Origin of the sequence: Haloarcula sp. S1AR25-4 (genome assembly GCF_031624555.1) — an archaeon.
Lineage (GTDB): Archaea > Halobacteriota > Halobacteria > Halobacteriales > Haloarculaceae > Haloarcula > Haloarcula pellucida.
The window spans coordinates 26,029-52,551 of sequence record NZ_JAMQOR010000008.1; the positions used below are offsets into that span (position 1 = coordinate 26,029).

31 protein-coding genes are annotated in these 26,523 nt (G+C 59.4%); 10 read left to right on the forward strand and 21 right to left on the reverse strand.

Going from position 1 to position 26,523, the window contains the following annotated elements; translation table 11 throughout:
- Positions 1-686: 686 nt before the first annotated feature.
- Positions 687-2,102 carry a hypothetical protein gene (locus NDI85_RS20590; protein ID WP_310916849.1) on the forward strand — a complete coding sequence of 472 codons (1,416 nt, stop codon included), beginning with the start codon at positions 687-689 and terminating at the stop codon, positions 2,100-2,102.
- 80 nt (positions 2,103-2,182) lie between these two features.
- Here NDI85_RS20590 and NDI85_RS20595 read toward each other — a convergent pair whose 3' ends face one another.
- A complete protein-coding gene (locus NDI85_RS20595) occupies positions 2,183-3,001 on the reverse strand; it encodes a hypothetical protein (RefSeq protein WP_310916850.1) in 819 nt (272 codons plus the stop codon).
- Positions 3,002-3,228: 227 nt separating this feature from the next.
- Here NDI85_RS20595 and NDI85_RS20600 point away from each other — a divergent pair, with 227 nt between their 5' ends.
- Together NDI85_RS20600 and NDI85_RS20605 are read left to right on the forward strand one after the other, a co-directional pair.
- Positions 3,229-3,900 carry a helix-turn-helix domain-containing protein gene (locus tag NDI85_RS20600; RefSeq protein WP_310916851.1) on the forward strand — a complete coding sequence of 224 codons (672 nt, stop codon included), beginning with the start codon at positions 3,229-3,231 and terminating at the stop codon, positions 3,898-3,900.
- The gene (locus NDI85_RS20605) at positions 3,897-4,592 is read left to right on the forward strand and encodes a nucleotidyltransferase domain-containing protein (protein ID WP_310916852.1); all 696 of its coding nucleotides are present in this window, start codon (positions 3,897-3,899) and stop codon (positions 4,590-4,592) included. The genes NDI85_RS20600 and NDI85_RS20605 overlap by 4 nt, the downstream gene beginning before the upstream one ends.
- Positions 4,593-4,716: 124 nt before the next feature.
- On the opposite strand, the gene NDI85_RS20610 is transcribed toward NDI85_RS20605, so the two are convergent.
- The 4 genes from NDI85_RS20610 to NDI85_RS20625 form a co-directional block, all read right to left on the reverse strand.
- Positions 4,717-5,646, reverse strand: a complete 930-nt coding sequence (locus NDI85_RS20610; RefSeq protein WP_262181173.1) for an ArdC-like ssDNA-binding domain-containing protein — start codon at positions 5,644-5,646, stop codon at positions 4,717-4,719.
- Positions 5,647-5,733: 87 nt separating this feature from the next.
- Positions 5,734-6,081: a hypothetical protein gene (locus tag NDI85_RS20615; protein ID WP_310916853.1), complete on the reverse strand. Its 348-nt coding sequence runs from the start codon at positions 6,079-6,081 to the stop codon at positions 5,734-5,736.
- A gap of 75 nt (positions 6,082-6,156) precedes the next feature.
- On the reverse strand, positions 6,157-7,158 hold the full coding sequence (locus tag NDI85_RS20620; RefSeq protein WP_310916869.1) for a DUF6610 family protein: 1,002 nt from the start codon (positions 7,156-7,158) through the stop codon (positions 6,157-6,159).
- A 122-nt stretch (positions 7,159-7,280) separates the two neighbouring features.
- Positions 7,281-7,496 (reverse strand): hypothetical protein, encoded by a 216-nt coding sequence (locus NDI85_RS20625; protein ID WP_310916854.1) that lies wholly within the window; start codon positions 7,494-7,496, stop codon positions 7,281-7,283.
- 98 nt (positions 7,497-7,594) lie between these two features.
- Here NDI85_RS20625 and NDI85_RS20630 point away from each other — a divergent pair, with 98 nt between their 5' ends.
- Positions 7,595-7,834 carry a heavy-metal-associated domain-containing protein gene (locus NDI85_RS20630; RefSeq protein ID WP_310916855.1) on the forward strand — a complete coding sequence of 80 codons (240 nt, stop codon included), beginning with the start codon at positions 7,595-7,597 and terminating at the stop codon, positions 7,832-7,834.
- Here the strand turns inward: NDI85_RS20630 and NDI85_RS20635 are convergent.
- On the reverse strand, positions 7,831-10,107 hold the full coding sequence (locus tag NDI85_RS20635) for a cation-translocating P-type ATPase (RefSeq protein WP_310916856.1): 2,277 nt from the start codon (positions 10,105-10,107) through the stop codon (positions 7,831-7,833). The two genes, NDI85_RS20630 and NDI85_RS20635, sit on opposite strands and share 4 nt — an antisense overlap.
- Positions 10,108-10,238: 131 nt before the next feature.
- On the opposite strand from NDI85_RS20635, the gene NDI85_RS20640 reads away from it, so the two are divergent.
- Complete coding sequence (locus NDI85_RS20640) at positions 10,239-10,838, forward strand: winged helix-turn-helix domain-containing protein (RefSeq protein ID WP_262181186.1); 600 nt, start codon at positions 10,239-10,241, stop codon at positions 10,836-10,838.
- Here the strand turns inward: NDI85_RS20640 and NDI85_RS20645 are convergent.
- Positions 10,785-11,618: a hypothetical protein gene (locus NDI85_RS20645; protein ID WP_262181187.1), complete on the reverse strand. Its 834-nt coding sequence runs from the start codon at positions 11,616-11,618 to the stop codon at positions 10,785-10,787. The genes NDI85_RS20640 and NDI85_RS20645 overlap by 54 nt on opposite strands.
- A gap of 102 nt (positions 11,619-11,720) precedes the next feature.
- Here NDI85_RS20645 and NDI85_RS20650 point away from each other — a divergent pair, with 102 nt between their 5' ends.
- Complete coding sequence (locus NDI85_RS20650) at positions 11,721-12,128, forward strand: CopG family ribbon-helix-helix protein (RefSeq protein ID WP_262181190.1); 408 nt, start codon at positions 11,721-11,723, stop codon at positions 12,126-12,128.
- A gap of 3 nt (positions 12,129-12,131) precedes the next feature.
- On the opposite strand, the gene merA is transcribed toward NDI85_RS20650, so the two are convergent.
- Positions 12,132-13,586: a mercury(II) reductase gene (gene merA, locus NDI85_RS20655; RefSeq protein ID WP_310916857.1), complete on the reverse strand. Its 1,455-nt coding sequence runs from the start codon at positions 13,584-13,586 to the stop codon at positions 12,132-12,134.
- Positions 13,587-13,664: 78 nt separating this feature from the next.
- Between merA and NDI85_RS20660 the strand changes: the two genes are divergently transcribed.
- Both NDI85_RS20660 and NDI85_RS20665 read left to right on the forward strand, forming a co-directional pair.
- Positions 13,665-14,009 (forward strand): helix-turn-helix domain-containing protein, encoded by a 345-nt coding sequence (locus NDI85_RS20660; RefSeq protein WP_310916858.1) that lies wholly within the window; start codon positions 13,665-13,667, stop codon positions 14,007-14,009.
- A 101-nt stretch (positions 14,010-14,110) separates the two neighbouring features.
- Positions 14,111-14,665, forward strand: coding sequence for a peroxiredoxin (locus NDI85_RS20665; RefSeq protein ID WP_310916859.1), 555 nt, complete (start codon positions 14,111-14,113; stop codon positions 14,663-14,665).
- A 38-nt stretch (positions 14,666-14,703) separates the two neighbouring features.
- On the opposite strand, the gene NDI85_RS20670 is transcribed toward NDI85_RS20665, so the two are convergent.
- The 9 genes from NDI85_RS20670 to NDI85_RS20710 all read right to left on the reverse strand — a co-directional run bounded on the left by NDI85_RS20670 (position 14,704) and on the right by NDI85_RS20710 (position 19,370).
- Positions 14,704-15,864, reverse strand: a complete 1,161-nt coding sequence (locus NDI85_RS20670) for a hypothetical protein (RefSeq protein ID WP_310916860.1) — start codon at positions 15,862-15,864, stop codon at positions 14,704-14,706.
- Between the two features lie 170 nt (positions 15,865-16,034).
- The gene (locus NDI85_RS20675; RefSeq protein WP_310916861.1) at positions 16,035-16,571 is read right to left on the reverse strand and encodes a hypothetical protein; all 537 of its coding nucleotides are present in this window, start codon (positions 16,569-16,571) and stop codon (positions 16,035-16,037) included.
- Complete coding sequence (locus tag NDI85_RS20680) at positions 16,568-16,723, reverse strand: hypothetical protein (protein WP_310916862.1); 156 nt, start codon at positions 16,721-16,723, stop codon at positions 16,568-16,570. Before NDI85_RS20680 ends, NDI85_RS20675 begins: the two co-directional genes overlap by 4 nt.
- The gene (locus tag NDI85_RS20685) at positions 16,723-17,409 is read right to left on the reverse strand and encodes a DUF6166 domain-containing protein (RefSeq protein WP_396275603.1); all 687 of its coding nucleotides are present in this window, start codon (positions 17,407-17,409) and stop codon (positions 16,723-16,725) included. The genes NDI85_RS20680 and NDI85_RS20685 overlap by 1 nt, the downstream gene beginning before the upstream one ends.
- Positions 17,410-17,566: 157 nt before the next feature.
- Positions 17,567-17,866: a hypothetical protein gene (locus tag NDI85_RS20690; protein ID WP_310916864.1), complete on the reverse strand. Its 300-nt coding sequence runs from the start codon at positions 17,864-17,866 to the stop codon at positions 17,567-17,569.
- Between the two features lie 54 nt (positions 17,867-17,920).
- On the reverse strand, positions 17,921-18,142 hold the full coding sequence (locus NDI85_RS20695) for a hypothetical protein (RefSeq protein WP_094557575.1): 222 nt from the start codon (positions 18,140-18,142) through the stop codon (positions 17,921-17,923).
- Between the two features lie 49 nt (positions 18,143-18,191).
- Positions 18,192-18,470: a hypothetical protein gene (locus NDI85_RS20700; RefSeq protein WP_310916865.1), complete on the reverse strand. Its 279-nt coding sequence runs from the start codon at positions 18,468-18,470 to the stop codon at positions 18,192-18,194.
- Between the two features lie 23 nt (positions 18,471-18,493).
- Positions 18,494-18,895: a DUF6166 domain-containing protein gene (locus NDI85_RS20705; protein WP_092635710.1), complete on the reverse strand. Its 402-nt coding sequence runs from the start codon at positions 18,893-18,895 to the stop codon at positions 18,494-18,496.
- A 79-nt stretch (positions 18,896-18,974) separates the two neighbouring features.
- Positions 18,975-19,370: a hypothetical protein gene (locus NDI85_RS20710; RefSeq protein WP_092635708.1), complete on the reverse strand. Its 396-nt coding sequence runs from the start codon at positions 19,368-19,370 to the stop codon at positions 18,975-18,977.
- A 131-nt stretch (positions 19,371-19,501) separates the two neighbouring features.
- Here NDI85_RS20710 and NDI85_RS20715 point away from each other — a divergent pair, with 131 nt between their 5' ends.
- Entirely contained in the window at positions 19,502-19,624 is a 123-nt protein-coding gene (locus NDI85_RS20715; RefSeq protein ID WP_255409719.1) for a hypothetical protein, read from the forward strand.
- A gap of 41 nt (positions 19,625-19,665) precedes the next feature.
- Positions 19,666-20,091 (forward strand): hypothetical protein, encoded by a 426-nt coding sequence (locus NDI85_RS20720; RefSeq protein WP_144800164.1) that lies wholly within the window; start codon positions 19,666-19,668, stop codon positions 20,089-20,091.
- Between the two features lie 24 nt (positions 20,092-20,115).
- Here NDI85_RS20720 and NDI85_RS20725 read toward each other — a convergent pair whose 3' ends face one another.
- From NDI85_RS20725 to NDI85_RS20740, 4 genes are all read right to left on the reverse strand, one after another.
- Positions 20,116-20,481, reverse strand: coding sequence for a hypothetical protein (locus tag NDI85_RS20725; protein WP_092635706.1), 366 nt, complete (start codon positions 20,479-20,481; stop codon positions 20,116-20,118).
- Positions 20,482-20,484: 3 nt separating this feature from the next.
- Complete coding sequence (locus NDI85_RS20730; RefSeq protein WP_092635773.1) at positions 20,485-20,976, reverse strand: hypothetical protein; 492 nt, start codon at positions 20,974-20,976, stop codon at positions 20,485-20,487.
- 360 nt (positions 20,977-21,336) lie between these two features.
- Entirely contained in the window at positions 21,337-24,153 is a 2,817-nt protein-coding gene (locus NDI85_RS20735; RefSeq protein ID WP_092635704.1) for an aconitate hydratase, read from the reverse strand.
- Positions 24,154-24,327: 174 nt separating this feature from the next.
- Positions 24,328-26,523 (reverse strand): cation-translocating P-type ATPase (locus tag NDI85_RS20740; protein WP_310916866.1); only part of this gene is annotated, 2,196 nt, incomplete at its 5' end.

Consider the following 26,523-nt stretch of genomic DNA (forward strand, 5'->3'; position numbering starts at 1 on the left):
CTTGTAGAGGAAGTGACATCACAAACCCAATAATTGACTGAATAGTCTGATCGATAAATGTGGTCACGCTTCTCACAACGTAATCGATGATACCAGTTACGAGCGCGGTGATCTGTTGAATAAAGTAGTTGAATAGGGGTGGCCCAAACCACGGGCTAAATATAAGTAGCAGCGAAAGACCCATAATCGCTAACGTATCCCGATTTCCGTCAAGTACGTTCCAATTCTTAGCTTCGTCATTCGTCCGGATGAGTAGAAGTGGTAGCAAAATTCCAACCCCCGTCACCAACAAACGTGGATCTTGAAACGAGCGAACTAACACAGGCTGCGTGAATCCGAATAGTACTGCGGACGCGAGAGGTAGAGAGATAGCCAGAGCAAGTACCAGACGCTTATTCCTGTACAGATCCCGGATTCGAACTCCGTTTTCATCCGTGTCATAGAGTCGAGTGATGGTCACTGTGAATATAGTTCCAATCAACAGGATTGCTACCCCGTTTCGGAACGCGGAGAGCAGACTTTCAGTAATCGACTCCAACATCTAACATCGATTTCTTGAGGTTCCCTAAAAAATCTGACGCGCACAATAATCGAGCTTTGAACTGTTGACATTCTCCAGAGTGTAGGTTCCGTCATTGTTGGCGTATCCAGTATTTATGTGAGAACAGGATGAATGCCGGTTTGTGGTGTCTGAGTACGCGGTGGCAGCGATAAGTGCTGTAGCAGTCATTGTTACGATACTCACTCACTGGTTTTCGTCTCCTGATTCGGAACAGGACCGTCAGGAACTATTGCGAGGGGAGCTGGTTAAGATAGATTCTGGGTGGACGGAATCTGAAAAAGAGAACCGGTTTAATTTGACGATTACTGGGATAGAGGTGCGTGAATCAGAACGTCTGCTGTATCGGTTATTCACAAAGCCCCTTCCAGTGGTTGGTGGATTTACTGGAGAAACCAGTGTTACTGCGAAGGTAGAGGGCGATGTGCGGTTGGAGGAGTGGGCACTGATTAAACATATCGCTACGTCTAATGAGATCCGGCAGATGGTCGCAGACTTTCAGCTGAATAACGATGAGTTGGTTTTCGTTCTTAATACTGCGAATGAAGATGAGATTCGCAAACATTTCACAGGAGTGGTCCGCGCCATCGAGGTTAACGACCGATACTTAGCGGATGAAGCAGTGAGTAAGTCAGATAACAAGACTTTGGGGAAATCTGTGGGCGGGGGTGTGGCCCGTCCCCTTTTTGTGGATGTGGCGTTTCCTACTCGCTTAGTCTATAAGATGGTGACGCGGCCGCTGAGAGCCTTGATCGAGTATTGGGTAGGTTCAATGGAGCGTTCTTTCGTCTGGGTACGCTGGACACCGATGCGACGGACATCAGCTACCGAGTTCCGGGTACGGTATCCAAATCAGAAACCGGAGCCGAAGAATATCACTACTTTGGACTGGCTGTACCTCCTGTTGAATCCGGAGAAATGTTCTGAAGGGGGCGTTGCGTTACTGAAGATTCTTCATATGGGGTATCGCCTTCATAGGGATTTCGTAGATGATGCAGAGGTGACCCTGAAAAATGGTGCTACCTGTCTGGTCGTATCCATAGCGAAACTTCAGGAGACAGTGGATATGGAGCAAACTCGTCCTACAAATGAGGACCTTCTCACAGGTTTATCCGTGCTCAACGATTTCTGGGGAATCGCCAGCTCTGCAAAAGAACCCTGCCGCACACGCATTGAGATTCCTGTCGAAAACTTTGATCCGCGAAAATTCAATGTGATCGATCTAACGGAACTCTCGGCAGAATCACAGGACCACCTTTTTTCAATATTGCCGTCAGACGGTGTGATTGCCACCGCAATTACCGGGCTTGGAAATGGTCTTGTACAGGCCTACTATCGAGGTGGCGATGGGGGTTGGTACTTCACAGTACGGTGGGGGGAGGATGGAAACGCGGAGGTACGGGAAATTGGAGATGTTGATCCTGAAGATCCGATCGTGACCAATGGGTACGTTATCTGGGAAAAACACCATCCGGGGAGTCGCACGTCATATGCGCCACACGCACTGCACGAATTGAGAACGAATATAGACACACAAGACTAGTAGAGTTTCTGAGTAGCTGCCAGTCGAAGACCTATACTGACCCTGCCGCGGTTAAATGATGGATCCTCAAATTGATCCCACTATAAATCAAAGGGGAGTCGACCATCTGGGCGGGGAACGCGCCCCTGCTTAATCTCGTGATCCACCCGACGCAGATGCTTGCAGCCTCCTTCGGGTGAGCGCTGTTGCCAGTCAGGGCAGGTACACGACTTGTCGATGACGTCGACTTCGTACCGGTTCCCGGACGCGGACTGTACCTCGTAGCGGCCACCTTTCGAGAGGAGCGAGGCGTCCATCGCTTCGGTGACGGCACGCTTCGTGCGAGGCTCGAGATCGTTCTGCGACTGTGTGTTCTCGTCGACGACCAGCCGGTCGCGAACGTCGCCCGTTCGACCCCCGTCCGGAGCGACGGCTTCCGCAGGGCCACTGAGCCGCTCGAGGAGCACTTCCTCCACCGGATGGCCTTCCGGCCAGAGGTATTGGACCTCGCGGCGCTCGCGATGGTCATAGGAGCCGCACGCGGCTGCGCTCCCGGTCCAAACTTGCCAGGCACCAAGCGCAGCCATCACGTCGACGATGTCGCGTGGAACTGTCTGGTGGTCGTCGGGGAAGAACACCCAGAAGCGGGTACACGCCTTCTGTGGCGGGACGGTCTCCCACCAGTCTTCGCTGGAGCTCCAGCTATCGAACATCGCCTCATCGCTCCCATAGCCGACAGTCACGCCGTCGGTATCGGGCATGTCCGCAACCGTCTCGTCGGTCTCGCCTTCGAGCAGCCGAAGGACGCCGTACCGCAGGTACTCGTGTGCTGGAGCGTCCGTCGATCGAGCGACCTGGTCATGCTGTTTTGCAACTCGTTCCGCCTCATTGAGGACAGCGGACAAATAGGGTTCAGTCATGGTTCGTGGAGACGGGACTGCGCCTCCGCCCCTCGGCGGGCGCTGATAGACTTAACCAACAAATAGCGATCAGTCGTATCCTCTGTTGGTTAATTGATTTCTGCTCAAATACTGAGCCGATTCGGACTACCGGAGCCAAGAATTGTATATCTGTATAGAGATAACTCTATAGGGAATACGGGGGACAAGACTAATACTGTTAGATACGATACCGATAACTAGTGATGATGGAGTACGTCGACGAGACCGCGGCGAAGATCATGGTCGCGGCCCGGCCGGGCGACTCGATCCGGCGGATCGCCCAGAAGATCGACGGCTCCTACTCGTGGGTGTACGACTGGATCGAGCGGTTAGAGGACGCCGGTTTCATCCGACGTGAGGATGGCGTCTATATCGAGAAGTACGCTGTCAGGGATCGCTACTACGACCTCGTCGCGGCCATTTCCCGCGCTGCTTCCCCCTCGATCGACGAGGGCTACGTCATTCCGCACTTCGCGGGGATGCCCTTTGCGTACACGAAAATCGACGGCGTCTACGTCTGGACCCACGGCGGTTATCAGATCGCCCGCGGCCACGACGACTATCCGATCTTCATCCAGGTTGCCGACCGTGATATCGAACGGTGGACGGCGTTCTTCGATGAGTTCGGGATTCCGAGCCGGATCGAAGAGCGGCCGGATGCGACCGACTACGACGCGACCGTCTCGTACGTGTTGTTCCCGACGAGTGGGGAGATCACTCGCGAGTGGGTCGACGGCAATCCGGTTATTCCGTTGGATGAGACGATTGAGCACATGTTGGAGTACCGGGTGAACTACGAGCCGGCGTTGGAGATGATCGCCGACGAGTACGACCGCGATATCGACGCGTCCCACGAGGATCCGCGTCTCAATGCATGAGCCTCGGTGAACGCGAAGACGAATTGCTGGATACGCTGGAGGCCGTCATTGACGCTGACCTGCCGTACGTGCTCGTCGGTGGGTGGGCGATCGCGGCGTTCAATCAGCGCTTCACCACGGACGTCGACGTCGTCATTCCGGCACAAGCGGTTAACGACTACACCGACCTTCTCACCGACCGCGGCTACAAGAAAACGGCCGATGTCGAGCGAAACGAGCTCTACGAGGGCCGTACTATCCGGTTTACGAAAGACATCGGGAATCCGGTTCAGTTCGACGCGATGGTCGACGCGCTTGGTTGCCGCCAGACGGAAGCTGAGTGGTCGTATCGCTATCTGGCCCAGCACTCTATCACCGAGGAACTGCGAACCGGGCGCCCGGTAACAGCCAGGATTCCGGAACGGGAGTTGCTGTTTGCCGTGAAACTTCACAGTGGCCGCAAGGCGGATTCCCGGGATCTGGTAGTGCTTGCTGCTGGCGCGGATTTCGACCGGATCGCGACTCATCTGCATCGCGGGGAGTCCGAGAAGCTCGCTGGTCGCATCGAGACTGTCCTCGACCGACTCACATCGGAGGATTTCGCGGACGCATTCAAAGGAGTCTTCGAACAGCAAACGGTTCCCGACCAGGATATCGATGCCGTCGTTGAGTTCCTTCGTGACCAGCAGCGCCGAATCGATTCTGAACGATAACATCGACTGTCGGTGGGGTATGTCTTGGGACCGATCGAAACACGCAGGGTCGGACGCCGAACGAATTAACCAACAGAGTGGGATAGTACCCCAAGGCGTTGGTTAACAGCCGGGGAAGGCGTGTTCAGCCCTCGGCGACCGTCCCGATTATCTCTTGCGCGGTCGAACTGATCCGGCCGAGACGCTCCTGAATGCTCTCCGCATCGTCGTCCTGCCACGCGGCGAGATAGAACGCTGATCCGCTCGTATCTAGGTCGAAATACCGCCCGACGATGTACGCAACGGCTTCGGCTTCGATCTCGCGTTTTGCACGCTCGGGTTCGTCGTCGACATCGAAATGGAGCAGTGCGTGGGCGTACTCGTGAATCAGCGTCACGGCGAGATCGGCCTGATTCGAGCGGGCTTTCGCTTCGACGACGGGTTGGCATTCGTGGAGGTTCCGGTGTTTGCAGACGCCTTTTGCGTCGCCATGCTCCCACTCAGCAGCGTCGACGACACGGACGTCGATATCGAGCGTAGCTGCCGCATCAAGGAGCGCTGGCACCAGGTCGTCGGCGTTACCAGTGGCCTCGGTTTCCAACTCGGGGAGCGGTTCGCCCTCGGTTTGAGACACATCGAAGACTGCCGTTGGTTTGAATCCAACCAGTCCTTTGGACCACTCCTCGGGCGATGTCTCGTCGTAGTCACAGTCGCTTTGCTCGTGGTAGCTCGGCGAATTCTCGCACTCCGGGCACTGCTTCGTAATAATGGGTGCCCAGATCCAGATCGCCTGTTCGCCCTCTTGGACGTGCCGGTCGAACTCCGACCTCCACGTATTGTAGCCCGCCACGCGGGTTGCCTCGGGACACTGGAGCTTGATCAAGAGGGTGTTGCGATGGGAGTAGTCGTGGAATCGGGACTGGACATCGAGCCACTCTTGGAACTGTTGGCTGGCTTTTGCCTCGTCGACGTCTGCGACAAGGTCGTCGATCCACTGTTCAATGGTGCTGTTCATCTCGTCGTCTCGCGTGTCGGTCTCCTCGAAGGAAACCGACGAATTACTGGTCGTAGCCATTGTGTTCACCGAATCGAGTTTACCGGGACTGCAGCAGTTCAGAACGCGCCGCACCCCTCAGGGGGCGAAGAAAAACCACCCTCTCGGTTATCGGAGTTCGTGGGTCTCGTCAGCGAAGCCGACCGTGACGAGGTACTTGAGAAACTCGTCGAACCGCTCGACGTCGCTAGGCGTGTCGGTCGCAAGGTGGCGCGCCCACTCGATGGCCCACCGGAAGGCGGGATCCGTGCCGCCCTTGCCATGGATGTACCACCAGCGAGCCGCTTTGAGGACGACCAGTGGGTTCGTCGGTGGTTGTTCGCTTGCTAGACCACGGGTTATCGACTCGATTTCTCCGGGCACGTCGGCTGGTTCTATCTTCCCGGACTGGGTGTTCGAGATATCGATTGGAATCTCATCGACTGAAACGTCGTCTGCAGTTTGTTGCTGGCTCACGGAAAGTCACCTCTGGACGAAGGCTCACGACCGAGCCTCCGCCCTCTCCCCGGGCTCGAAAAACAGCACCCTGCGTCACGCTGGAGGGATGTAGACACTCTGTTCGCCAGCGATCTCCTCGAGGTTGTTCCGATGGCGATGGGTGAAGTAGCACTCGTAACTGCAGTACCCACAGACTGCACCGGTATCGTATTCAGCGACGAAGGGGCCGCGACGTGTTCGCCAGACGTTCGATCCGCATTCGGTGCAAGCTGCCTGTTCGAGATCGGCGGGGCTTGGCCCCCCATACTCGAAGTGTAACCCAGCGTCCTCAGGTGTCGTCTCGGGCCAGATTCCATGTGACTGCCAGAAGTCACGGATTCGAGCGAGACTATAACGCACCGTCTTTCGGACGGTGACGTGGTCGGCGTCGCGACCGCTGTCGTCCCAGCCATCGGCCGTCCAAAACTCACCGAACTGTGCGCCGCGATGCAGTCCGTTCCAGTCAACGCCGACGATGTCGGCTGGCGGATCGTCAGAGAGCGTCGGTCTGGTCAGCTGTCGAATGGTGTCGAGCTGCTTGGGTGGGCTTCCGCCAAGGATGTGGACGCGCCGACCGCGCCAGTCTGCCGGGTCGGAGAAATCGTGGGCCAGGCGGTCGGCGTATCCCCGTGAATACCCGAGGACGAGACCCTTCGGAATCGCGTCGATCACCGCTCTAGACTTCGGGACGATGATGAGCTCGGCCTCGGGGTAGCTTGCTTGGATCTCACGAGCAGCAGCGACATGGGCGTCGACATCGTCGATATCGTCGACGTCCCCGATGACGCCGACCTGTGGTTCGTACTCGAAAAAGCGGTCGACGAACCGCTCCAGATCGGGATTCCGAAAATCGTTGTCGAGCATCCCGACGGGGAGGCTGAGGTTCTGATACTGGTCCGTTTGATATCCACAATCTTCTCGAAATCCAGGGAGAAATCCGAGGGCGAGAGCATCGCCGGCGAAGGGAGCTCGGTGGAGAAACGCCACGAAGTCAGTTTGTCTGGCGGCAGCGATTTCACTCGCCGTGGTGGCGCTGGATCTCAGATCGGAGGACATGATTGGATCGCGAGGCTGCTGCTGGCTGCCCCGCACCCATTCGGGGCCCGAAAACCCGAGACACAGCATATTAACCAACAATAGAGGGAAATCACGTGGAGGGTGTTGGTTAACGGCAGAGTTTACCCTTCATCCTCACGTAGCTCATCAGCCTTCCACTTGGGCCGTCGCAGGATCTGCGTCCGGTTCTGGTGGGCGTTTTCGTAGGCAACACACTCTTGCAAGGTCTCCATATCGGGAATCGTCGCGATCCCTGCCTTGATCAGTCGATGGTTCGGTGCTTCCAGACGCTTTTCTGGAGGGAATTCGTTACTCTCTTCGTCGTCAGTGGTCTCCATCTCAAAGAGCCCCCACCCCTTTGGGGCCGACACAAACAACTCTCCGGACGATGACGCTCCACCTCTAATAGGGTTGAACCGATACAACAGTTACCGTAATGGTCATCCTCCGCGAGTATTTACAGTCCCGTATGGAGCGAAAGACGATCTCAGTCACCGGGATGTCGTGCAACGGGTGCGAACAGAACGTGGAGACCGCCCTGCGAAACCTCGACGGTGTGAATCGGGTCGAGGCCGACCACGACGACGACACGGTCGACGTGGTCCTCGAGGATGAGGTCTCCGATGATGAGGTGAACGCGGCAATCGAACAGGCTGGCTACGACGTCGTGGCCTAATCGGCCGCCGTCCGGCCGTCGCTCACGTCACCGTCCGTGCGTTCGTCGAGGGCGAACTCGGTGTTGATACCCTTGCCCGAGAGAAGCTGGCCAGCGAAGCTGTTGGCGAGGACGGCCGAGACCGACAGCACCATCGCGAGCATCGCGAACACCGGATGAACGAGCCCGGTGGTCGCAGCGGCGACACCGATACCGTTGAACGCGAAGGCCGTTGCGAGATTCTGGCGAGTCTTCCGATAGCTCTCGCTCCCAATCTCGTAGGCGTCCATCACGCCGCCGAGCCGGTCGCCCATCAGGACGATATCCGCCGACTCGATGGCGATGTCGGTCCCTGCGCCGATTGCGATGCCGATGTCCGCCTGCGTAAGTGCGGGCGCGTCGTTGATGCCGTCGCCGACCATCGCCACACGGTGGCCGGCTTCCTGCAGGCGACCGATCTCTTCGCGTTTCTCGTCGGGGAGGACGTCGGCCATAACGCGATCGATGCCGACCTCCTCGGCGACAGCCTGTGCGGTGCGTTCGTTGTCGCCGGTGAGCATCACGGGTGTGATACCGGCGTCGCGCATCCGCTGGATGGTCTCGGCGGCGTCGGCTTTGATTTCGTCGCCGATGCCGATCAAGCCGATGAGGTCACCGCCATGGACGACCCCAGAGACGGTGAGGCCGCGGCCCTGGAGTCGCTCAATATCGTCGCCGCCCTTCGACAGGTCGATTCCCTCGTCGCTGAGCCAGCCCGGTTTCCCGACCAGCACGTCGTCGCTGGCTACGGTTGCCCGGACGCCCTTGCCGGTCACGGAGTCGAAAGCATCGGGGTCAGCGACCTCGACATCTTGCTCGTCGACGAATTCGAGGATTGCATCAGCGAGAGGATGCTCGGAGAACGCCTCTGCACTGGCTGCAGTCGTGAGTACATCCACCTCGTCGGCACCGAACGCGACGACCTCACTGACGGCAGGTTCGCCGACGGTGATGGTGCCGGTCTTGTCCAACACAACGTGGTCGACATCGGGAAATATCTGGAAGGCGTCGCCCGACCGCATCAGGATGCCGCGGTTCGCCGCCTTCCCGCCACCCCGAATTAGGGCGAGCGGTGTCGCCATCCCAAGCGCACACGGATAACCGAGGACGAGAACGGCCAGCGCTGCGAACGCCCCGCGCTGGACATTGGGAGCTGCCCCCCACGCGAGCGGTGCGACCACCCAGAAGAGGAACGAGAGCGCGGCAATCGTCAAGACGCCTGGGACGAAGTACTTGAGGACGCGGTCGGCGAGCTGGATAATGCCGGGTTTCATCGCCCGCGCCTCCTCGATCTCGCGTGCCACCTGAGTCAGGAACGCGTCCTCCCCGGTTGCAGTTACCTCGATGAGCAGCGTCCCGGTCTCGTTTACGCTACCACCGATCACCGTGTCGCCGCCCGTTTTCTCCTCGGGGATGGACTCGCCGGTGGCGACTGACTCGTCGACGGTGGACTCTCCCTCGACGACCGTCCCATCGACGGGGATGTTCTCGCCAGGTTTGACCCGGACGTAGTCGCCGACGTCGAGATCGTCAAGGGGAACTTCCCCGACGTCACCGTCATCACTGACGCGGCGTGCTGTGTCGGGCTGGAGGTCGAGCAGGTTCTGCACGGCCTGTGAGGCTCGTGTGCGGACGATGAGGCTCGTATATTCGGAGAGGATGTGGTAGGTGGTGATGAACACGGAGACGGCGAAGAAGTGGACGGTCGGGAAGCTCGGGAAGACAAACAGGCCGAGTAACCCACCGAGGAGCCCTGCGAAGGCGCCCGCCTCTAGGAGGACGTGCTGGTTGAAGATCCCCCGGCGAAGGCTCTGGAACGCCTTCTGTTTGATGTAGCGCCCGGGACCGAACATCGTCCCGAGGGCCAGCCCCAAGGCCACCAGATCCATCGCCGGTGACGCTGACTCGAAGCGTCCCATTACGAAAATCATCCATCCCATCAGGGCAGCGACAACGATAGATGCGCCGCCGGCGATGAGGAGACGGCGCTTCCCGTCGGCGAGTTCGGCCTGCTGCTGCTCGTATCGTTTCGCCTTGTCCGGGTCTCGGATGGTGTAGCCGAGGTCCCGGAGTGTGTCCTTCACCGCCACCTCGCTCAGCAGGTCGTCGTCGTATTCAACGAGAACTTCCTCGTGGGCGAGACTCACGTCGACGTCCTCGACACCATCGGTTCGGCTGTAGGCCTTCTCGATGCTTTCGGCGCAAAACGAGCAGGACATCCCCCCGACGTTGAATTGTTCGTGTGTCGTTCCCATCGTGCCTGTTGGTTATCCTGCGACGCGGATAACCATTATGACAAACGTTATAGCGGTTTCGAGATACTAATACTGCTGTCGGGAGCGTGGCGTTACTCTTACCGTAGTCGTCCACTTACCTCGTCACAATAATGGCGCTCCTCGAATCTAACGTGCCGATCCGCGAAGTCGTGACGACGGACCCGGAGAAAGCGAAGGCACTGGAGAACGACGTTCGGGCGAAGATCCTCGACATGCTCGCAGCCGAGGAGCTGATGATTGAGGAGATCCACGACGAACTGCATCGTCGTGGCGAGGAAAAGGCGGAGACGACGGTGCGCCACCACGTGAACGTCCTGAAGGACGCAGGGATGGTTGAGATCGCCCGTCTCGAGGAAGCTGGTGGGGGGACGCGGAAGTACTACAAGTCGAACACGCGGATATTCTCGTATGAGCTTCCAGAGGACGCTGAGCAGACGCTCGCTGGGGCGCAGGACACCGCGACAGCCGAATTAGCAGGGCTCGTGGAGAGGCTCTATGGGGAGCACGGCGACGACATCGAAGCGGTGGCACGAGAGATGAAGCCGTGCGAGTACTGTGCGACCCAGCATTACGAGGAGTTCGTCCTTCGGGAATTGCTAAATCGCGCGCTTATTGACCTCACTGAGAATGGGACGGTGGAGAGCGTTCGACGTGATTCAGAAGACGCCGGCGATGAAGCCGAGTCCCATGACGACGAGGACGGTCGCTGAGAACAGTGGCAGGTACGGTGTATACTTCTCCACCGTTTCTTCATACTCCTGATAGCCGGCGATGAGGAGCATCGTTAACCCGACGATACCGACGATGACCGTCAGCGCATATGCGGTCATGAGTTCCAGACAGTACGTCGAACCGGCACAGAGGCCGATAATCTCGAATTCCTCCTCGTGAGCGAACCCGAGGACGAATGCGAACCAGGCGATTCCGAGTAGTCCGCGGTCGGCGTCAGTACCTGGATCGGCTCCGTGCTCGTGGGAGTGCCCGCCGATTCCTGGAAGCCGAGTTTTTACGCGTGTAAGAAGCCCATCTGAGGAGTGTTCGTGCGTGGGTGACGTGCCGTGACTGTGGTGGCTCGACTGCTCCTCCGTATGCTTATCGTGGTCGTGTCCATGGCTGTGCCCATGTTCGTCCTCGTGCTGGTGGGAATGACCGTGTGTGTACTCTCGAACCCCGAGTCCGATGAGTAAAACGCCTGCAACGATACTCACTGGACCGCCGATGGTAATGCCGCCAAGAATCGAGATCGGCTCGTTCACTTGGGTCAGCTGAAAGTAGGATTTCGCATAGAAGAACACGCCGACCATCGCCAGACTGCTAATGAGGTGGCCGATGCCGATTAGCGAGCTGGCGGCGAGTCCGTAGAGCCACTTGTTGGATTGGTCGAGCGCATAACTCGCGGCGACTGGCCATCCGTGTCCGGGCTCGATGCCGTGCACAAATCCGAGCGCAATCGCGCCGACCAATACTGGTAACGCCTCACCGTGGAGCATCATTTATTCCTCTATCCCTGCGCTGTATAGCGGTTGTTAAGACTGAAACGGGAATTCCGTAATAATCGAGGGGTCAAGACAGTAGGGGATCAATTGGGGAGTATGCGCACGAGCTTGAACGTGTCTGAGGATATTCTTGAGGAGTTCGATGAGACATGGCAGGCTGAGGGGTTGGACTCCCGCTCGCGGGCAATTCGTGAAGCGATGCAGGAATACATCGAGGGACATTCACAGCTCGAAGAGGTTTCCGGTGAGGTCGTCGCTGTACTGGCGTTCGATTACCAGCATCACGAGGTGATTCACGATCTCCATTCTGCCCAGCACCAGTTTCAGGACGTCATCGAGACGATGAGCCACACTCACCAGGGGGAGTGGTGTTTGGAGACCGTCTTCTGTCACGGCGATGCGGCACGGGTGCGGGAACTCGTGTATCGGCTCCGTGATTTCGATGGGGTCGGTCGCGTGAAGACGATGCTCCTCCGCAGTACTGCGCCGGCCAACCCGGAGTGAGATTCACTCGATACAGCAACTCATCGTCGACGTGTCCCGTCGGAACGCCTGACAGGCCTGTTTGAACGCCTCGGAGAACGTCGGGAACGGGTGGACGATGTCGATGATGTCGTCGACCGTGAGGCCGAACGTCACCGCTAGCGTGGCTTCCATAATCATGTCGGCGGCACGGGGGCCGACCATGTGGACGCCGACGATATCGCCGGTCTCGTGGTGCTTGACGACCTGGACGAGGCCGTCAGTGTTCTTGACCGCCTTCGCCCGCGGGACGTCCTCCATCTGGACGGTCCGGCACGAACAGGTGCCGTGCTCGTCCATATACTCGCGTTCGGTCGTGCCGACGGCTGCGACTTCGGGGCTGGTGAAGACGACTGCGGGGACGGCATCGTAGTCGATGCTGACGCCCTCGTCCCCGAAGGCGTTCTTGACGGCGTGATTGCCCTCTTTGGCGGCGACCGTCTCCAGTTCGGGGTCGCCGATCACGTCGCCCGCTGCGTAGACGTCGGGATTCGTCGTCTGGAAGTGCTCGTCGACGTGGACTGTCCCGTCGTCGTTCGTTTCGACCCCCACCGTTTCGAGGCCGATGCCCTCGCTATTCGACTGGACACCGGTCGCAACGAACAGCGCATCGCCGGTGACCGTTCGCTCGGCTCCGTCGACGGTCGTTTCCACGGCGATGCCTGACTGGATCGCTTCGGCGCCGCCATCGGCTGCTAGCGTGCGGACGCGCTGGAAGTCGTTGCCGGTGATCACTTCGATGCCCTCCTCCTCGAATGCACGCTGCATCTCGCGACCAAGTTGGCCTTCCATGTCCGAGAGCACGTGACCGGAGCGCTGGAGAACCGTCACGTCGACGCCGACACGGTGGAGGATCTGGCCCCATTCCAGCGCGATGTACCCGCCGCCGACTATCAGAATACTCTCGGGAAGGTCGCGCTCCTCGAGGATTGTCTCACTCGTGTAGTAGTCGACGTCGTCGAGGCCGTCGATGGGCGGCACCCACGGTGAACTGCCGGTCGCGACGAGCGCCTTCTCCCCAGTGATACGCGCGCCCTTGTCGGCGCCGTCGACGACCTCGATGGTCGTGTCGTCGACCAGCTGGCCGTAGCCCTCGTAGAGGTCGGTCTCGAAGTGCTCGGCGACGTCGACGTAGTTCTCCTGCCGGAACCGTTCGACGAGGTCGTCGGTGCCGTCGAGGGCGTCGGCCCAGTCGACGGTCGGCTCCTCGGGGTATCGAACGGCGTCGAAGGGGTTCTCCGATGCTGCAGCGCCGCTCTCGGCGACGGCGAGCAGATGCTTACTCGGGACACAGCCGACGTTCACGCACGTCCCGCCGATTGGCAGGCCGGTGTTCACCATCGCCGTTGAAAGATCTCGGCGGCTCGCTTCAGTGATCGCGGCGAAGGCTGCGGCGCCACCGCCGAGAATCACGAGATCATAGTCGGAGGTGTGGGTCATCAGTGCCAATACTTTACGACAGGAAGTTCTTATACTCCAGAGTCCGAAGCTATAGAGTAAGTTGGAGGCAACGAAGCTATGGCAGATACTACTTCATCGGCGCCCACGTGCGATGTCGACGGGACGTGCTACTGTCCGCTCACAGGGGTCATCGACACGTTAAGTCGGAAATACGCGATGCAACTCGTCAGCATCATCGGCGCACACGAATCGCTGCGGTTCGCGGAGATCGAGGGGCACCTCCCCACAGCGAGCACGTCGACAATCTCGAAACGCCTCGACGAATTCGAGGAGGCAGGACTCGTCTCACGGACGCAGTATAATGAAATCCCACCGCGTGTCGAATACGCGCTAACTGACGAGGGGGATGAGATTCGTTCGAGATTAGAACCCCTTCTTGAGTGGGCGACGGCGAACTCCTGACGTACAGGTTCTAGTGAACTTGATCCCATATCTGGGGGTCAATAATTCAGGCCAGAGTGTTGGCCCAAAGACTATCCTTTCTCCGTGTGCTACTGTGACACATGATAAACGAGGGAGCGTCTGCACCGTCGTTTACTCTTCCAGGTCTCCGTGACGGAGAACAAACTGAGTACAATTTGGATGAGACAACTGCGGATGATCGGGCTGTGTTGCTGGTATTTTATCCGTTTGATTTCAGTCCTGTTTGTACAAACGAATTGTGTGCGATTCGCGATGCGGAGTGGTTTCAGCTGACGCCGGCGCTCGATGTTTGGGCAATTTCTGGTGACAGCGTCTACGCTCACCGAGCATTCGCCGAGGAATACGGCCTCAATTTCCCGTTACTTAGTGATAGCTCCGGGAGCGTTGCCGAGTCATATGATGTCTGTTATGACGGATGGGAGAACCACGAGCGCGTCCCGCAGCGTGCCGTGTTCCTCATCGATTCCGACCAAACGGTTCGATACAGCTGGGCGACAGAAGATGCACTCGAGAAGCCGGATTTCTTCCCGGTTAAGGACGCTCTTGATACGCTGGAAGCGGAACGTGATGAACTCGGGCCTGAGGACGTCGAATTAGTAGTTGAATATAACGAGGAACCGGAGCCGCTCATATAATCCCTCTTAGATCCTCTCAGTGAACGCCACTCTGACAATCAGCCCATCACCTCTCGGAACCGCTCACGCAGCGCATCTTCGCGTTCTTCGAACTGCTCGACTTTCTCCTGCAGGTCGTCGCTAACGCGTTCGATGCTCGCCAGTGCTCGTTCACCTTCCAGCGAGGCTTGCGATCCGTCGTCACCGTCTGCCTCTAGCTGCTGCTCGTAGGCCTGCTCGACGCGCTCGATGGTGCCTTCCGGGTTGAACAGGATGTCGTTGGCGATCCGAACGTACTGATCGAGGGATGCCCCTTCTTTCCCCTGGAAGAAGTGGGTGAGAGCGTACGTCGCCCCGGAATGCAGCGTCCACATATCGATCTCGACGGGGGAGGTCGCATTGGCCTCCGCATCACTCGCGGCACGCTCGGCCAGGTAGTCCGGGAAGCCGAGCAGGCTGTAGAACTCCGTGACGGTGAACGGCAGGTCCGAGAAGTCGAGGTCGATGTCCTGGGCGTCCCGGATGAACTCGAAGAGGTCGTCGGCGACGAGTTCGACCTGTGCGAGGAGCTCCTCCCACCAAGTGCGGAAGTTCCGCACGTCGCCGACGTGCTTGATGACCTCCTTGTCGGTGAGCGAGCGCATTGTATTCGAGCAGTACCCATCTTGGGCAAACCCCTCCACGTAGACGGCGTGCTCTCCGAAGAAGTCGTACCCCGACGTGACGCCCATCGTAATCGGATCCGACCGACCAGGAAGGCGCACCTCGAGGCCGTCGAACATGATGTCCATGTGGACCTCGCCGCCGCCCCGGTAGCGCCGGATCTCGCCGAACATCACGTCACCCAGCGGCGTTCCGTCGAGGGTCTCCTCGCGAAGGACCTCCTCTAGTGGTCCGTACACGTCCACCGGATTGATGATCGCGTAACTGTCCGTAGGGATGTGAAATAGTGGGTCTGCGTCGGGCTCATCGTCTGTCGCGTGGTCGCGCGCTCTCGTCGGCTCGATTAAGGCGTTGAAGCGCTCCGTTTCGACCCACTCGTCGGAGTAGGGATTCCGGTATGCGACTGTCGTCTCGACGGCCTGCGGGAGGTCACGAACCGTCTCGGCGAAGGACTTCGGTTCGTCGATCGTTTTCTTCCGGCGGTACCAGTCGGGGAGTTCTGTATCGGTTCGTCCGTCGACGCCAGCGAACACGGTTCTGGATTCTGGGTCTTTCATTGCAGTCACCTCGAAATCGGATTCGTCACCCGCGACGGCGCTCTCATCACGCGCCCTGCGCCCCTCTCACGGGCGCAAAAACAACCACTCTTAACCAACATTCTACCCAATAATCCAGCACTGTTGGTTAATCATCCGGCGGTCCCGACACCTGGCTTCGGCTCTTCAATTCACTCGTCGGCGTGGCGTCGACGGCGCACCTGTTCAGGATTTGGCACCCACGGATGGTCGTCCCAGCAGTGGAGGGCGTGCTCTTGTGCCGTGTCGAACAGCGCCTCACACGACCCACACTCGTAGGCCGTCTCGGTCCACGGTTCCGTGACGAACATCGCCGTCACCGTCGACCTGACTGGATCTGGTGCGGCCGACCGCTGAATATAATTATAGCCGATCACTGTCCGTCGACGAAGCGCCGACTGCGCTAGCCGTTCGGGCCGGTCTGCTGGGAGATACACCCACCGGACGAACGTGTCCTCTGAGTCCTTCGCTGTGGGTTGAAGGATGAACCATCGGTTATGATCGTCGCGGAAGAGATACCGTTCTGTTCCCCGATTTTGGAGATAGAGCGGATCGCCGCGCCCGGCAATCACCCGCAGACCGATGGACGGAGAAATTGGGGTGAGGAGTCGCTCTTCCAGCGTGAGCGACCGAGACCCACCGGCTGAATTCTCGCCCTCGAAATCGTCAAGCGTCGCTTTGGCGGTCATGATTCGCCGGGATTCGTCTCGTCTGTGTCTTTCCCAGCCGTTCGCTCGTGCCGGTCGTTGTATCGCTCGAGTTCTCGGCTGATGCACTCCAGCGCCGTGACAGCGCGTTCGATGAGCTGGTACGTTGCTCGCGAAAGTCGGAATTTCTCCATCAGTTGGCCTCCTCTGGCTCGACGAGGTCGTTACTCTCAGCGACGAGTGCCTGAACAGCTGAGGCAGGGTCGTTCTCGACCGGAAGTGTTCGATGGTCAAGCGGGGCGGGATACGCCCGGACCCCCTGCGCACAAAGTATGATCAACCACTCTTCGCTCCCTTCGGCGAGGACGACGTAGTGGTCGATATCCCGACGTTGGAAGACTGTCCGATCTGTCCGGCTCACCGCACTCCAATTCGCCGGCAGTGACGATGACGGCGTCCCACCATCTGGCGTGAGTGCTCGGGACTCTTCGAATTCGGCGAGTGCCGCCTCGATATTCTCCCCGGTGAGGTGCCAGCAGTCGGCCGGGCCAGCACACACCAGCTGACTGACTACGTCGTTGCGGAACTGGATGTAGTGTTGCTGGGCGACGGTTTCGTTGTCGGTGTAATCGAGGAGGAGCGCACAGGCGAGCTGTGCCGGTCCGCTTCCCGTATAGCCCCAGTCGAATCCCGCCGGGCTATGCCGCACGAGACGGAGACTTCGATTTGGGGAGAGGCGTTCGTGTGCGGTGAGGTTCAGGACCACTGGCGTTCCCTCGACACGCATTCCGACGTACTCAACGCAGTCTGCATTCGCCTGCCATCGCTCACTCGCATCCTGTACGACTGCTCGTGGGTCGGTAGTCGAATTCGTCTCCATCGGTTGAATGCGGGCGTTCGGATTCCCCGCGCCCCTGCTGGGGGTCGAAAAACCACCACCGGCTATTAGCCCCTCAACGTCGCTTCAAAGTTAGAATTCAGACTATTATAGTTCAGATTATAACAATTCATCAGACAACCAATCGATAGAGGCAAGTCTATTCTTCGAAGAGACAGCGAGCGGCTGCATCGTCGCCAGCGAGGGTCTGCTGATCCTCGTCCGTATCAGCGAAGAGTGTTGACTGATCTCCCTCGGATGTTTGCTCAACTTCGGGTCGATCGTCGACGCCGAACTCACTCGCCTCGGGCTGGTCAAGACGCGAATCCCGGTCGCGATGATCCACGTCAGCGCCGAAGTCCTCAAGCGAGGTCTCGACGCTTGTTTCGGTTACTTCGAGTTGGCCATCGTCACCGAATGCGGTCTGTCGTTGAATCTCGAACTCTGGTCGATCGCTCATCTGGATTGAGCCTCCACCCACCGAGGCTCCGACAGACACCTCCGGGCGTTTGGGTCAATCGTCTTGTGCGCGGAGTTCGCTGGCCCGCTGTTCAAGCCGGCGGAGGATCTGGACCCGTTGCTGATTCGCGTTCTCGTAGGCGACGCAGGCTCGCAGCGTCTCCATATCGTTGATCGTCACGATACCAGCGTTGATGAGTCGCGTATTCGATGGCTCGAGCCGTTGTTCTGGCGAAAGCTCGCTTGCGTCTGTTGTTTGACCGTCTGGATTGCTCACTGATGATCGCCTCCGTCACTGCTGAGGCGACAAAAAACAGCCCTCGCCGTTACCCGTCTGCTTCCTCGGGTTGGATCTGTCGAGCGTCCTCCGCGAGATCGTGGATGTACTCCCGAAGGATTTCCATGTCCTCGCGAGCGTCTTCGAGGGTCTTGCCTTTCGCTTTCGCGATTACCTCGTCCTGGTCCCTGGTGCCGGTTCCACGCTTGAGCTTTACGGTGAGGGAGACGCCGACATCACTGCGTTCGACGTACTCCGTTCGTGTCGTCTGTTCGCTCGATTCAGCCGATTCGCCATCCGTACGAGATGGTTGGGTATGTTCTGACATGGATTTCTTTCGGTGATTGGTATTTAGATGGACGGTGCGGCCGGCTCGCCGGGTGTTTCGTGAAGGACTGCGTCGATCTCGGGCCCGGTGAGTCGCCAGCGTCCAGCAGACCCAGCACAGTCCAGTTGGCTCACGACCTCGGTTTTGAATGCCTGGTAGTGATCGAGGGCGAACGCCTCGTCTCCCGTGTAGTCGAGGAGGAGTGCGAGCGCGAGTTGTGCCGGACCACTACCACCATATCCCCATTCGAATCCCGAGGGACTGTGATTCACCAGCGCGAGACTCCGTTCTGGTGTGAGCCGTTCTTGGCCGGGACGTTTCTCAACGATAGCCTGCCCGCTCTGCCGATACCCGACGTAGACGATGTCGCAGCCGCTCGCTGGGCGTGTCTGTTCAATCGAGTGTGTGTCGCTAGGTCTACTCATCGGTCTGTTCGGGAGCTACTCGTTCGAGCACCCCCGCACCCCTCAGGGGGTGAAAAACAGTCACAGGGACTGCTTGCCCCTACGCGAGATGGGAGATATCGGCTGGTTCCTCCACGTCGTCGAATTCACCACGCTCGACCGGCTCCCAATCCTCCCCAGGTGCTGGACTCCACCAGTCGACTTTGTAGGCCCCCGGTGCGCCGAGGATTTTCACCCGTGCCGATCCATCGGGTAGGTCACGACGGAACTTCTCGTCGACGTGAAGGTTCCACGTCGAGTCGGTGTCGAAGCACGCGAGCACAGCCTCCTCGTAGCCACGGTCTTCTCTGGATTCCCGGAGGATGACCTGCGTGTTGCAGTTCTTGCAGAACACTCCCTCGAAGGGAATGTGACTGAATATCTCGTGCCCGCAGACCGGACACCAGAGGAACTCGAACAGTGCTTCGCTGTGGCGGTCGATGACTTCCAGACTCATCTGTGGATCTGGCCCGCTTGAGACGGGCCACCCATCCCGGCCCACAAATAAACGTCATTCGCCGTGAGGGATGTCGATTGGTGCTGTACTGCTGGCAAAGGTTTATCAGACCACACTGTGTATGGTTTTGTATGTCCGCTCCCACGGCCGGAGAAGCCGGAGACGAAGCCGATAATGAGTCTCCTGAAGCTGTTTCTCCTGAGGAGGCACTTGAGATGCTGCCTGACGAAGACGAGTTTGAGGCCGAATTCTAACACTCGCCTTTATTACTCCTGTTTGCTTGCTGTTCGTATAGATGGGCCGACGATACGTCGTGTTCTTTGAGCCAGCTCTGACGAATCTTGATGCGATGGGGAATCATATGGCGACACGGCTGGAAAACCAAATCACGGATTTTCTTGATGCTTGGCGCCCTGAGGCCGCTTTTGCAAAACCGCTGCAGAGTGATTTATGGCAGTTCAAATGGTCTCCTAGAAATGGTAGCGGTGCGAGAGCGTTTTCTGGGTACTTTGCCGGTGACGAACACAACATCGCGCTTGTGCTGGTAACGTTCAAAAAGAATAACGAGGACAAGTTCAATCTCCAACAGAAGGCATTCAATTCTCGTGCAAAGTCATTAAATAGAACACTTGATAGTAAGTCTCCTTCAGATATCGGCACTTGGCTGGAAGACCAGCGGAACAATTCCGATAGAAAAGTTCTCGACGAAACCGATATTTAGCACGGTAAAGGCGGGGATGTCCCCTCAGCGCTCGGCGCCGTACACGATCCTTGAGGGCGCTTCGTACCCACAGTTCCGACACTCGAACCAGCGCTGGACCTTCGCACCGTCAGCCGATTTATCACCGACGACCACGTCACCGTCCAGACACTCCCGACAACTCATCTCGGGAGCAGGTTGGTCGCGGAGAACGTTCCTGAACGCGTTCGCGTCTTTCGTCTCGTACCCCCGCGACCACACTGGGTAGCCGTCGACGAGGATTGCGCCACGCCACTTGTAGCGGTACGAGTCCGGGGCTCGGTGTAGGACAGCCCGAGCGCCGGTCTCGGTATTCCGGTATGCGAGTGTGGGTGTGCGGCTCTCGCGCTTCCAATTTGTGATCCGGGACATCTGTTAGAAGTGGACGTCGGCGGGCACGATCCAGAGCTCCTCGCTCTCCTCCAGCACTCGATCCAGGTGGTCACGGTGACGGATACCGTTCCCATATTCGTTGTACAGGAATATCGTTGGCCCGTCGTAGGCACCGACCTGGTGGAACGCGTGCCGAGCGAGATCTTCGTCGCGCATGATCTCCTCGTTGGAGAGCTCCTCGATGGCCTCTTTCACCCGGTCGAGATTACGCTCGAATTCCTCCTTCGTCGCCTCCCAGCCACGCTCGAGCAGGTCTTCGCCGTCATCGGAGTCGACGGGGGCTGCCGTCGGCAACTCCCCCCATCGTGCCTTCCCCGCAACGGACGTGTCCTCCTCGTCGAAGGTCACATAGTAGTCGAAGACGGCGCCGGCATGTGGGTCCGCGCCGACCAGGCGATCGAACACCGTCTTTCCGGTGACCAGCGCGTCGTCGTGCGTCGATGCCTCTACCAGTGCGTAAATCACCATATGCATCTCGAACACCTCGAAACGCCGACGCATCGGGAGTGATTGCTCGCTCGCTCCTGCTGCGCCGGCACCCATCGCCGGTGCAATAACAAACACGGCTCTCATGAGAACTCATAACTGATGATTGGCATCTGAGGCTGTGTGAATGGCTGAACGTAGTATGAGTGGCTTGAGCTATATTGGGTGTGTGATTGATTAGAACAGAAGGGAACTTTTACGGCTGAATGTGTTTGGAATGAAATGAGGATCGCAACCAAATCGGACTTCTCCTCAACACAGTACTGCTGTTTTCGATTCTAAGTAGTTCCAAATACAAAACCAGATACCTGAAAGCAGTCGATCCTACGCGATTTCACCCGGAACGCGTCACGAGTCGGTCAGAAGTTGCCGAAGCACGTAGTGCAGGATACCGCCGTGTTCAACATATCGCACACCGGCGGGCGTCCCGACCTGGGCCGTCACCGGGAACTCGACCGACGACCCGTCCGACCGCTCCGCAGTCACCGTCAACTCGGCCATCGGCTCCAGCCCGTCGTCCAACCCGTAGATAGCGAAGACTTCTGACCCGTCTAGTCCGAGCGCTTCACACGAGTCGCCGTCCTGGAACTGCAACGGCAGCACGCCCATCCCGACGAGATTGTCCCGGTAGATGCGCTCGTAGCTCTCGGCGATGGTTGCGCGAACGCCGAGGAGGTCGGTTCCCTTCGCCGCCCAGTCACGACTCGAGCCGGTTCCGAACTCCTCGCCCGCCATCACGACGAGGGGCGTCCCCTCCTCGTGGTAGCGCTGGCTGGCCTCGAACACGGTCGTCTGCTCGTCCGTCGGCTGGTGAATCGTGTAGCCGCCTTCGACGTCGTCGAGCATCTGGTTCTCGATGCGGACGTTGGCGAACGTCCCCCGCATCATCACCTCGTGGTTGCCCCGGCGGGCACCGTACGTGTTGAACTCGTGAGGCTCGACACCGTGGTCCATCAGCCACTGCCCGGCGGGGAGGTCCGAGCCGAACGGTCCTGCGGGGCTGATGTGGTCGGTCGTCACCGTATCACCCAGTGTCAACAGACACCGTGCATCCTCGACGTTGGAGACGCTAGGTTTCTCCAGTGGGAAGTCCTTGAAAAACGGCGGTTCCCGGATGTACGTCGAGTCCTCGTCCCACTCGTAGACCTCGCCAGTCGGCGCATCCAACGCCTCCCATCGTTCGTCGCCCTCGAACACGGAGGCGTACTTCTCCTCGAACATCGACGGGTCGACGAAGTCGTGGACGGCTTCGTGGATCTCGTCGCTGTCTGGCCAGAGGTCCGACAGATAGACCGGGTTGCCGTCCTCGTCGTACCCCAGCGGGTCGTGCTCCAGATCGATGTCCATCCGACCGGCCAGCCCGTATGCCACCACCAGCGGTGGGCTGGCGAGGTAGTTCGCCCGCACTTTTGGATGGATGCGTGCCTCGAAGTTCCGATTCCCGGAGAGTACGCTCGTCGTCCAGAGGTCGTGTTCGTCGATCGCGGTCTCAATCGGTTCGGGGAGTGGCCCTGCGTTTCCGATGCAGGTCGTACAGCCGTAGCCCACGACGTTGTAACCCAGGTCTTCGAGGTACGGCAAGAGTCCCGATGCTTCGAGGTACTGGGTGACGACGCGGCTGCCGGGTGCGAGGCTGGTCTTGACGTAGTCCGGGACGTCGAGGCCGCGCTCGACGGCGTTCTTCGCCAGGAGCCCGGCTGCCAGCATCACGGACGGATTTGACGTGTTCGTACAGCTGGTGATGGCGCTAACGACGACGCTCCCGTGCCCGATCTCGATTTCGTTGCCGTCGAGGTTCACTGTAGCGCGCTTCGTGAGGGGTCCCAGATTCTGTTTTTCAGTGTCGCCCGCTTGTTGAACGCCGCCGTCAGTTCGTTCGGCGTCGGTTGGTTCTCCGGTCAACTCGGCCTGGGTGTTGCCGCCCTCTCCGAGCCACCGGGCCAGCGCCTCCTCATCGATTTCATCGAGGGCTTCTTCGAACTCGCCGTGGAGTAACTCCCGGAAGTGGCCCCGCATGTCACCCATCTCGACGCGGGACTGGGGCTTCTTGGGGCCGGCGAGGCTTGGAGTGACTGTCGAGAGGTCCAGTTCGACTGTCTCGGTGTATTCGGGATTCTGCTCGCCGAACAACCCCTGGGCGTCCAGGTAGTTCCGGACGAGTTCGATGTGTTTCTCGTCGCGGCCCGTCAGTTCGAGGTAGTCGAGGGTGGCCTCGTCGACGGGGAACATGCTGATGGTCGAGCCCTGCTCGGGGGCCATATTGGCGATGGTCGCCCGGTCAGGGACGGTCAGCGTCTCCACGGCGGGGCCGTAGAACTCGACGAATCGGTCGACGACGCCGACGTCCCGGAGCAGTTCGGTGACGTGCAGTACGAGGTCGGTCGCTGTCGCACCCTCGGGGAGTTCACCCGTAAGTTTGACGCCGACGACTTCGGGGAGGTTCATCGTGATGGGCTGGCCGAGCATCGCGGCTTCGGCCTCGATGCCACCGACGCCCCAGCCGACGACGCCGATGCCGCCGATCATCGGCGTGTGACTGTCCGTGCCGACGAGCGTGTCCGGAAGCAGCCAGTTCTCGCCGTTCTGCTCGCGTTCGTGGACGACCTGCCCGAGATACTCTAGGTTCACCTGGTGAACAATTCCCGTTCCAGGTGGGACGACGCTGAAGTCGTCGAAGGCGTTTTGCGCCCACTTCAGTGCCCGGTACCGTTCGCTGTTGCGCTCGTACTCCAGTTCGACGTTCTTCTCGTAGGCGTCCTCGCTACCGAAGTAGTCCACTTGGACGCTGTGGTCGATCACGAGGTCGATGGGCACCTCGGGTTCGACGAGAGTTGGGTCGCGGTCCTTGCGGTCGACGGCCGACCGGAGCGCCGCGAGGTCTACGACGGCAGGGACGCCTGTGAGGTCCTGGAGGATGACCCGGGACGGCTGGAACGGAATGTCGGCGTCGGAAACGTCCGGTTGCCAGCCAGCGAGGTCACGGATGTCGTCCTCGGTAATGTCCTCCCCATCGGCGTTTCGGAGGACGGATTCGAGCATGACACGGATGCTAACCGGGAGTTTATCAAGTTCACAGAGGCCTTCCTCTTCGAGGACGGTGAGGTCGGCCATCTTGTAGGTCGTTCCATCGGCTTCGAACTCGCGGATCGCATTGAAGGGGTTCATTATTGTGGAATACTTCAAACGGAGTAACGGTTATTCTTGTCCCCGTTCTCGGGAGACGGGATTCGAGCAGTTGGACCTGCCCGAAGGGGTTCAGAGAGCTCGTTGCTCTCGCGTTCGACGAGTGGTACAGTTCTGCATAAGGTGGCACTGCCTTCCTCGCTAGTGTTCATGGGTTCAGGCACCCGTTTCTTGGCCAGTCTTACTGTCCATGCGTTCAGGCGCGATTCGTGACAACCGCATCGCGTTCCCGGTGACGCCGAGGCTCATCCCCATGTCGCCGACGATGACCGCGACCGCGACGCTCACCAGTCCCAGCGGGACGCCGAGTGCAAGCAGGGCCTTCACGCCGAGGCTCGACCAGATGTTCTGACGGATCACGCCGTTCGCCGTGTGCGACAGCCCGTAGAGATACGGCAGCTTGCCGATGTCGTCGCCCATCAGCGCGATGTCGGCGGTCTCGATTGCGGTGTCCGTTCCGGCCGCGCCCATCGCGATGCCGACCTCAGCGGTCGCCAGCGCAGGCGCGTCGTTGATGCCGTCGCCGACCATCGCCACGTCGCCGTACTCCGCCTGTAACGCCTCCACGGCATCGACCTTCTCGTCGGGCAATAGTTCTGCGCGATACTCGTCGACGCCGACCTGTTCGGCGATCGCACGGGCCGTCCCCTCGTTGTCGCCGGTCAGCATCACGACATGCGCGACGCCGAGTTCGTGCAGCCGTGCGACCGCCCGTTCGGCGGCCGGCCGCACCTCGTCGGCAATGGCGATAATGCCGATCAATTCGGTATCCGTGCCGACGAGGACTACCGTCTTCCCCTCATTCTCGAACCGCGAGATCGCGCCGTCCTCGAGGTCGGTGCAGTCCTCGCGTTCGCACTGCTCGTGGGCCACTTCGGCGACTGCGCCGCCGTCGGCACGGAGGTGGGCGTGCGACAGGTCGAAACCCAACTCCTCGAAGAGGGCGGGCTTGCCTGCATAGTACGTCTCACCGTCGATGTCTGCGCTGATCCCCTTCCCGGTGATGCTCTCGAATTTCTCGATACTCGGCACGTCATCGCCGGCATCCTTCTCGGCGCGTTCGAGTATCGCCTCGGCGATTGGGTGTTCGCTTCGCTGCTCGAGTGCAGCCGCGTGCCGGAGTACCGTCTCGTCGTTCGTACCGCCAAGCGCTACGATGTCCGTGACCGCGAGTTCGCCCTTGGTGAGGGTACCAGTCTTGTCGAGGGCGATGGCGTCGACATCGCCCATCGCTTCGAGGTGGTTTCCGCCTTTGATGAGGACACCGTTCTTCGCGGCACTGGTGATCCCCGACACCACGGAGACTGGCGTCGAGATGACAAACGCACACGGGCAGGCGATCACCAGCAGAGTAAGCCCCCGAATGAACCACGCCTGCCAGTCGCCCGCGAAGGTGAACCCGTAACCGGCTAGGTCCACCGACACCGGGTCAGCGATAACCAGCGGCGGGATAGCGGCGGTCAGGATTGCCAGCACGACGACGAGGGGTGTGTAGTAGCCGGCGAACTGGTCGACGAACTGCTCGGACTCGGTCTTCTTCGCCTGTGCGCCCTGCACCATCTCGATGATCTGCGAGAGCGTCGAATCCGAGGCGGCCGAAGTGGCCTCGAACTCGAGGTATCCTTCCTCGTTGATGCTGCCCGCGTACACTTCGTCGCCGGCAGCCTTGTCGACGGGGACGCTCTCGCCCGTGATCGGCGACTGGTCGACTGCACTCTCGCCTTCGATGACCGTCCCGTCGAGCGGAATCTTGTCACCGGGGCGAACAACCACGGTCTCGCCCACCTCCACTTCGTCGGCGGGCACCGTGACTTCCTCACCATCGCGAAGGACGGTCGCCTCCTCTGGCGAAAGTTCCATCAACTCACGCAGGGAGTCTCGCGCCCTGTCCATCGCGTAGTCTTCGAGCAGTTCGGCGATACTGAACAAGACAGCCAGCGTCGCGGCCTCGACGAAATAGCCGATGCCGGTCGCTGCGATGATGGCCGTCCCCATTAGCAGGTCGATGTCCAGACTCCGGTTCTTCGCGGAGTAGTACCCGCTACGGACGACCGGGATGCCACTGGCCGCGACGGCGCCGAGGAACAGGACATCTGCGATGTGGAGCGGGTACTCGAGGACACTTGCGATGGCGATATTCTGTCCTGCGAGGAGGAACTCGAAGAGGAGCCCGGCGGTGAGGAACGCCGCGCCGAGCCACGTCTTATTCGCGCGAGGACTCGTCCAGACCTCCGATGGTGGTGCGATGTCGACGCCATCGGCCGCCTGGTTGTCCTCATCATCGCCCTCGGCGTCCGAGCCCCCGACGACCTCGTAGCCGGCGCCTTCAATCGCCTTGACGACGTCGGCTTC

Coding starts and splice junctions, on each gene's coding strand:
- NDI85_RS20595 (WP_310916850.1), bottom strand. CDS start 3,001: ATGACTGAACCCTATTTGTCCGCTGTCCTCAATGAGGCGGAACGAGTT.
- NDI85_RS20600 (WP_310916851.1), top strand. CDS start 3,229: ATGGAGTACGTCGACGAGACCGCGGCGAAGATCATGGTCGCGGCCCGG.
- NDI85_RS20605 (WP_310916852.1), top strand. CDS start 3,897: ATGAGCCTCGGTGAACGCGAAGACGAATTGCTGGATACGCTGGAGGCC.
- NDI85_RS20610 (WP_262181173.1), bottom strand. CDS start 5,646: ATGGCTACGACCAGTAATTCGTCGGTTTCCTTCGAGGAGACCGACACG.
- NDI85_RS20620 (WP_310916869.1), bottom strand. CDS start 7,158: ATGTCCTCCGATCTGAGATCCAGCGCCACCACGGCGAGTGAAATCGCT.
- NDI85_RS20625 (WP_310916854.1), bottom strand. CDS start 7,496: ATGGAGACCACTGACGACGAAGAGAGTAACGAATTCCCTCCAGAAAAG.
- NDI85_RS20630 (WP_310916855.1), top strand. CDS start 7,595: ATGGTCATCCTCCGCGAGTATTTACAGTCCCGTATGGAGCGAAAGACG.
- NDI85_RS20635 (WP_310916856.1), bottom strand. CDS start 10,107: ATGGGAACGACACACGAACAATTCAACGTCGGGGGGATGTCCTGCTCG.
- NDI85_RS20640 (WP_262181186.1), top strand. CDS start 10,239: ATGGCGCTCCTCGAATCTAACGTGCCGATCCGCGAAGTCGTGACGACG.
- NDI85_RS20645 (WP_262181187.1), bottom strand. CDS start 11,618: ATGCTCCACGGTGAGGCGTTACCAGTATTGGTCGGCGCGATTGCGCTC.
- NDI85_RS20650 (WP_262181190.1), top strand. CDS start 11,721: ATGCGCACGAGCTTGAACGTGTCTGAGGATATTCTTGAGGAGTTCGAT.
- merA (WP_310916857.1), bottom strand. CDS start 13,586: ATGACCCACACCTCCGACTATGATCTCGTGATTCTCGGCGGTGGCGCC.
- NDI85_RS20660 (WP_310916858.1), top strand. CDS start 13,665: ATGGCAGATACTACTTCATCGGCGCCCACGTGCGATGTCGACGGGACG.
- NDI85_RS20665 (WP_310916859.1), top strand. CDS start 14,111: ATGATAAACGAGGGAGCGTCTGCACCGTCGTTTACTCTTCCAGGTCTC.
- NDI85_RS20670 (WP_310916860.1), bottom strand. CDS start 15,864: ATGAAAGACCCAGAATCCAGAACCGTGTTCGCTGGCGTCGACGGACGA.
- NDI85_RS20675 (WP_310916861.1), bottom strand. CDS start 16,571: ATGACCGCCAAAGCGACGCTTGACGATTTCGAGGGCGAGAATTCAGCC.
- NDI85_RS20680 (WP_310916862.1), bottom strand. CDS start 16,723: ATGGAGAAATTCCGACTTTCGCGAGCAACGTACCAGCTCATCGAACGC.
- NDI85_RS20685 (WP_396275603.1), bottom strand. CDS start 17,409: ATGGAGACGAATTCGACTACCGACCCACGAGCAGTCGTACAGGATGCG.
- NDI85_RS20690 (WP_310916864.1), bottom strand. CDS start 17,866: ATGAGCGATCGACCAGAGTTCGAGATTCAACGACAGACCGCATTCGGT.
- NDI85_RS20700 (WP_310916865.1), bottom strand. CDS start 18,470: ATGTCAGAACATACCCAACCATCTCGTACGGATGGCGAATCGGCTGAA.
- NDI85_RS20705 (WP_092635710.1), bottom strand. CDS start 18,895: ATGAGTAGACCTAGCGACACACACTCGATTGAACAGACACGCCCAGCG.
- NDI85_RS20710 (WP_092635708.1), bottom strand. CDS start 19,370: ATGAGTCTGGAAGTCATCGACCGCCACAGCGAAGCACTGTTCGAGTTC.
- NDI85_RS20715 (WP_255409719.1), top strand. CDS start 19,502: ATGTCCGCTCCCACGGCCGGAGAAGCCGGAGACGAAGCCGATAATGAG.
- NDI85_RS20720 (WP_144800164.1), top strand. CDS start 19,666: ATGGGCCGACGATACGTCGTGTTCTTTGAGCCAGCTCTGACGAATCTT.
- NDI85_RS20725 (WP_092635706.1), bottom strand. CDS start 20,481: ATGTCCCGGATCACAAATTGGAAGCGCGAGAGCCGCACACCCACACTC.
- NDI85_RS20730 (WP_092635773.1), bottom strand. CDS start 20,976: ATGCATATGGTGATTTACGCACTGGTAGAGGCATCGACGCACGACGAC.
- NDI85_RS20735 (WP_092635704.1), bottom strand. CDS start 24,153: ATGAACCCCTTCAATGCGATCCGCGAGTTCGAAGCCGATGGAACGACC.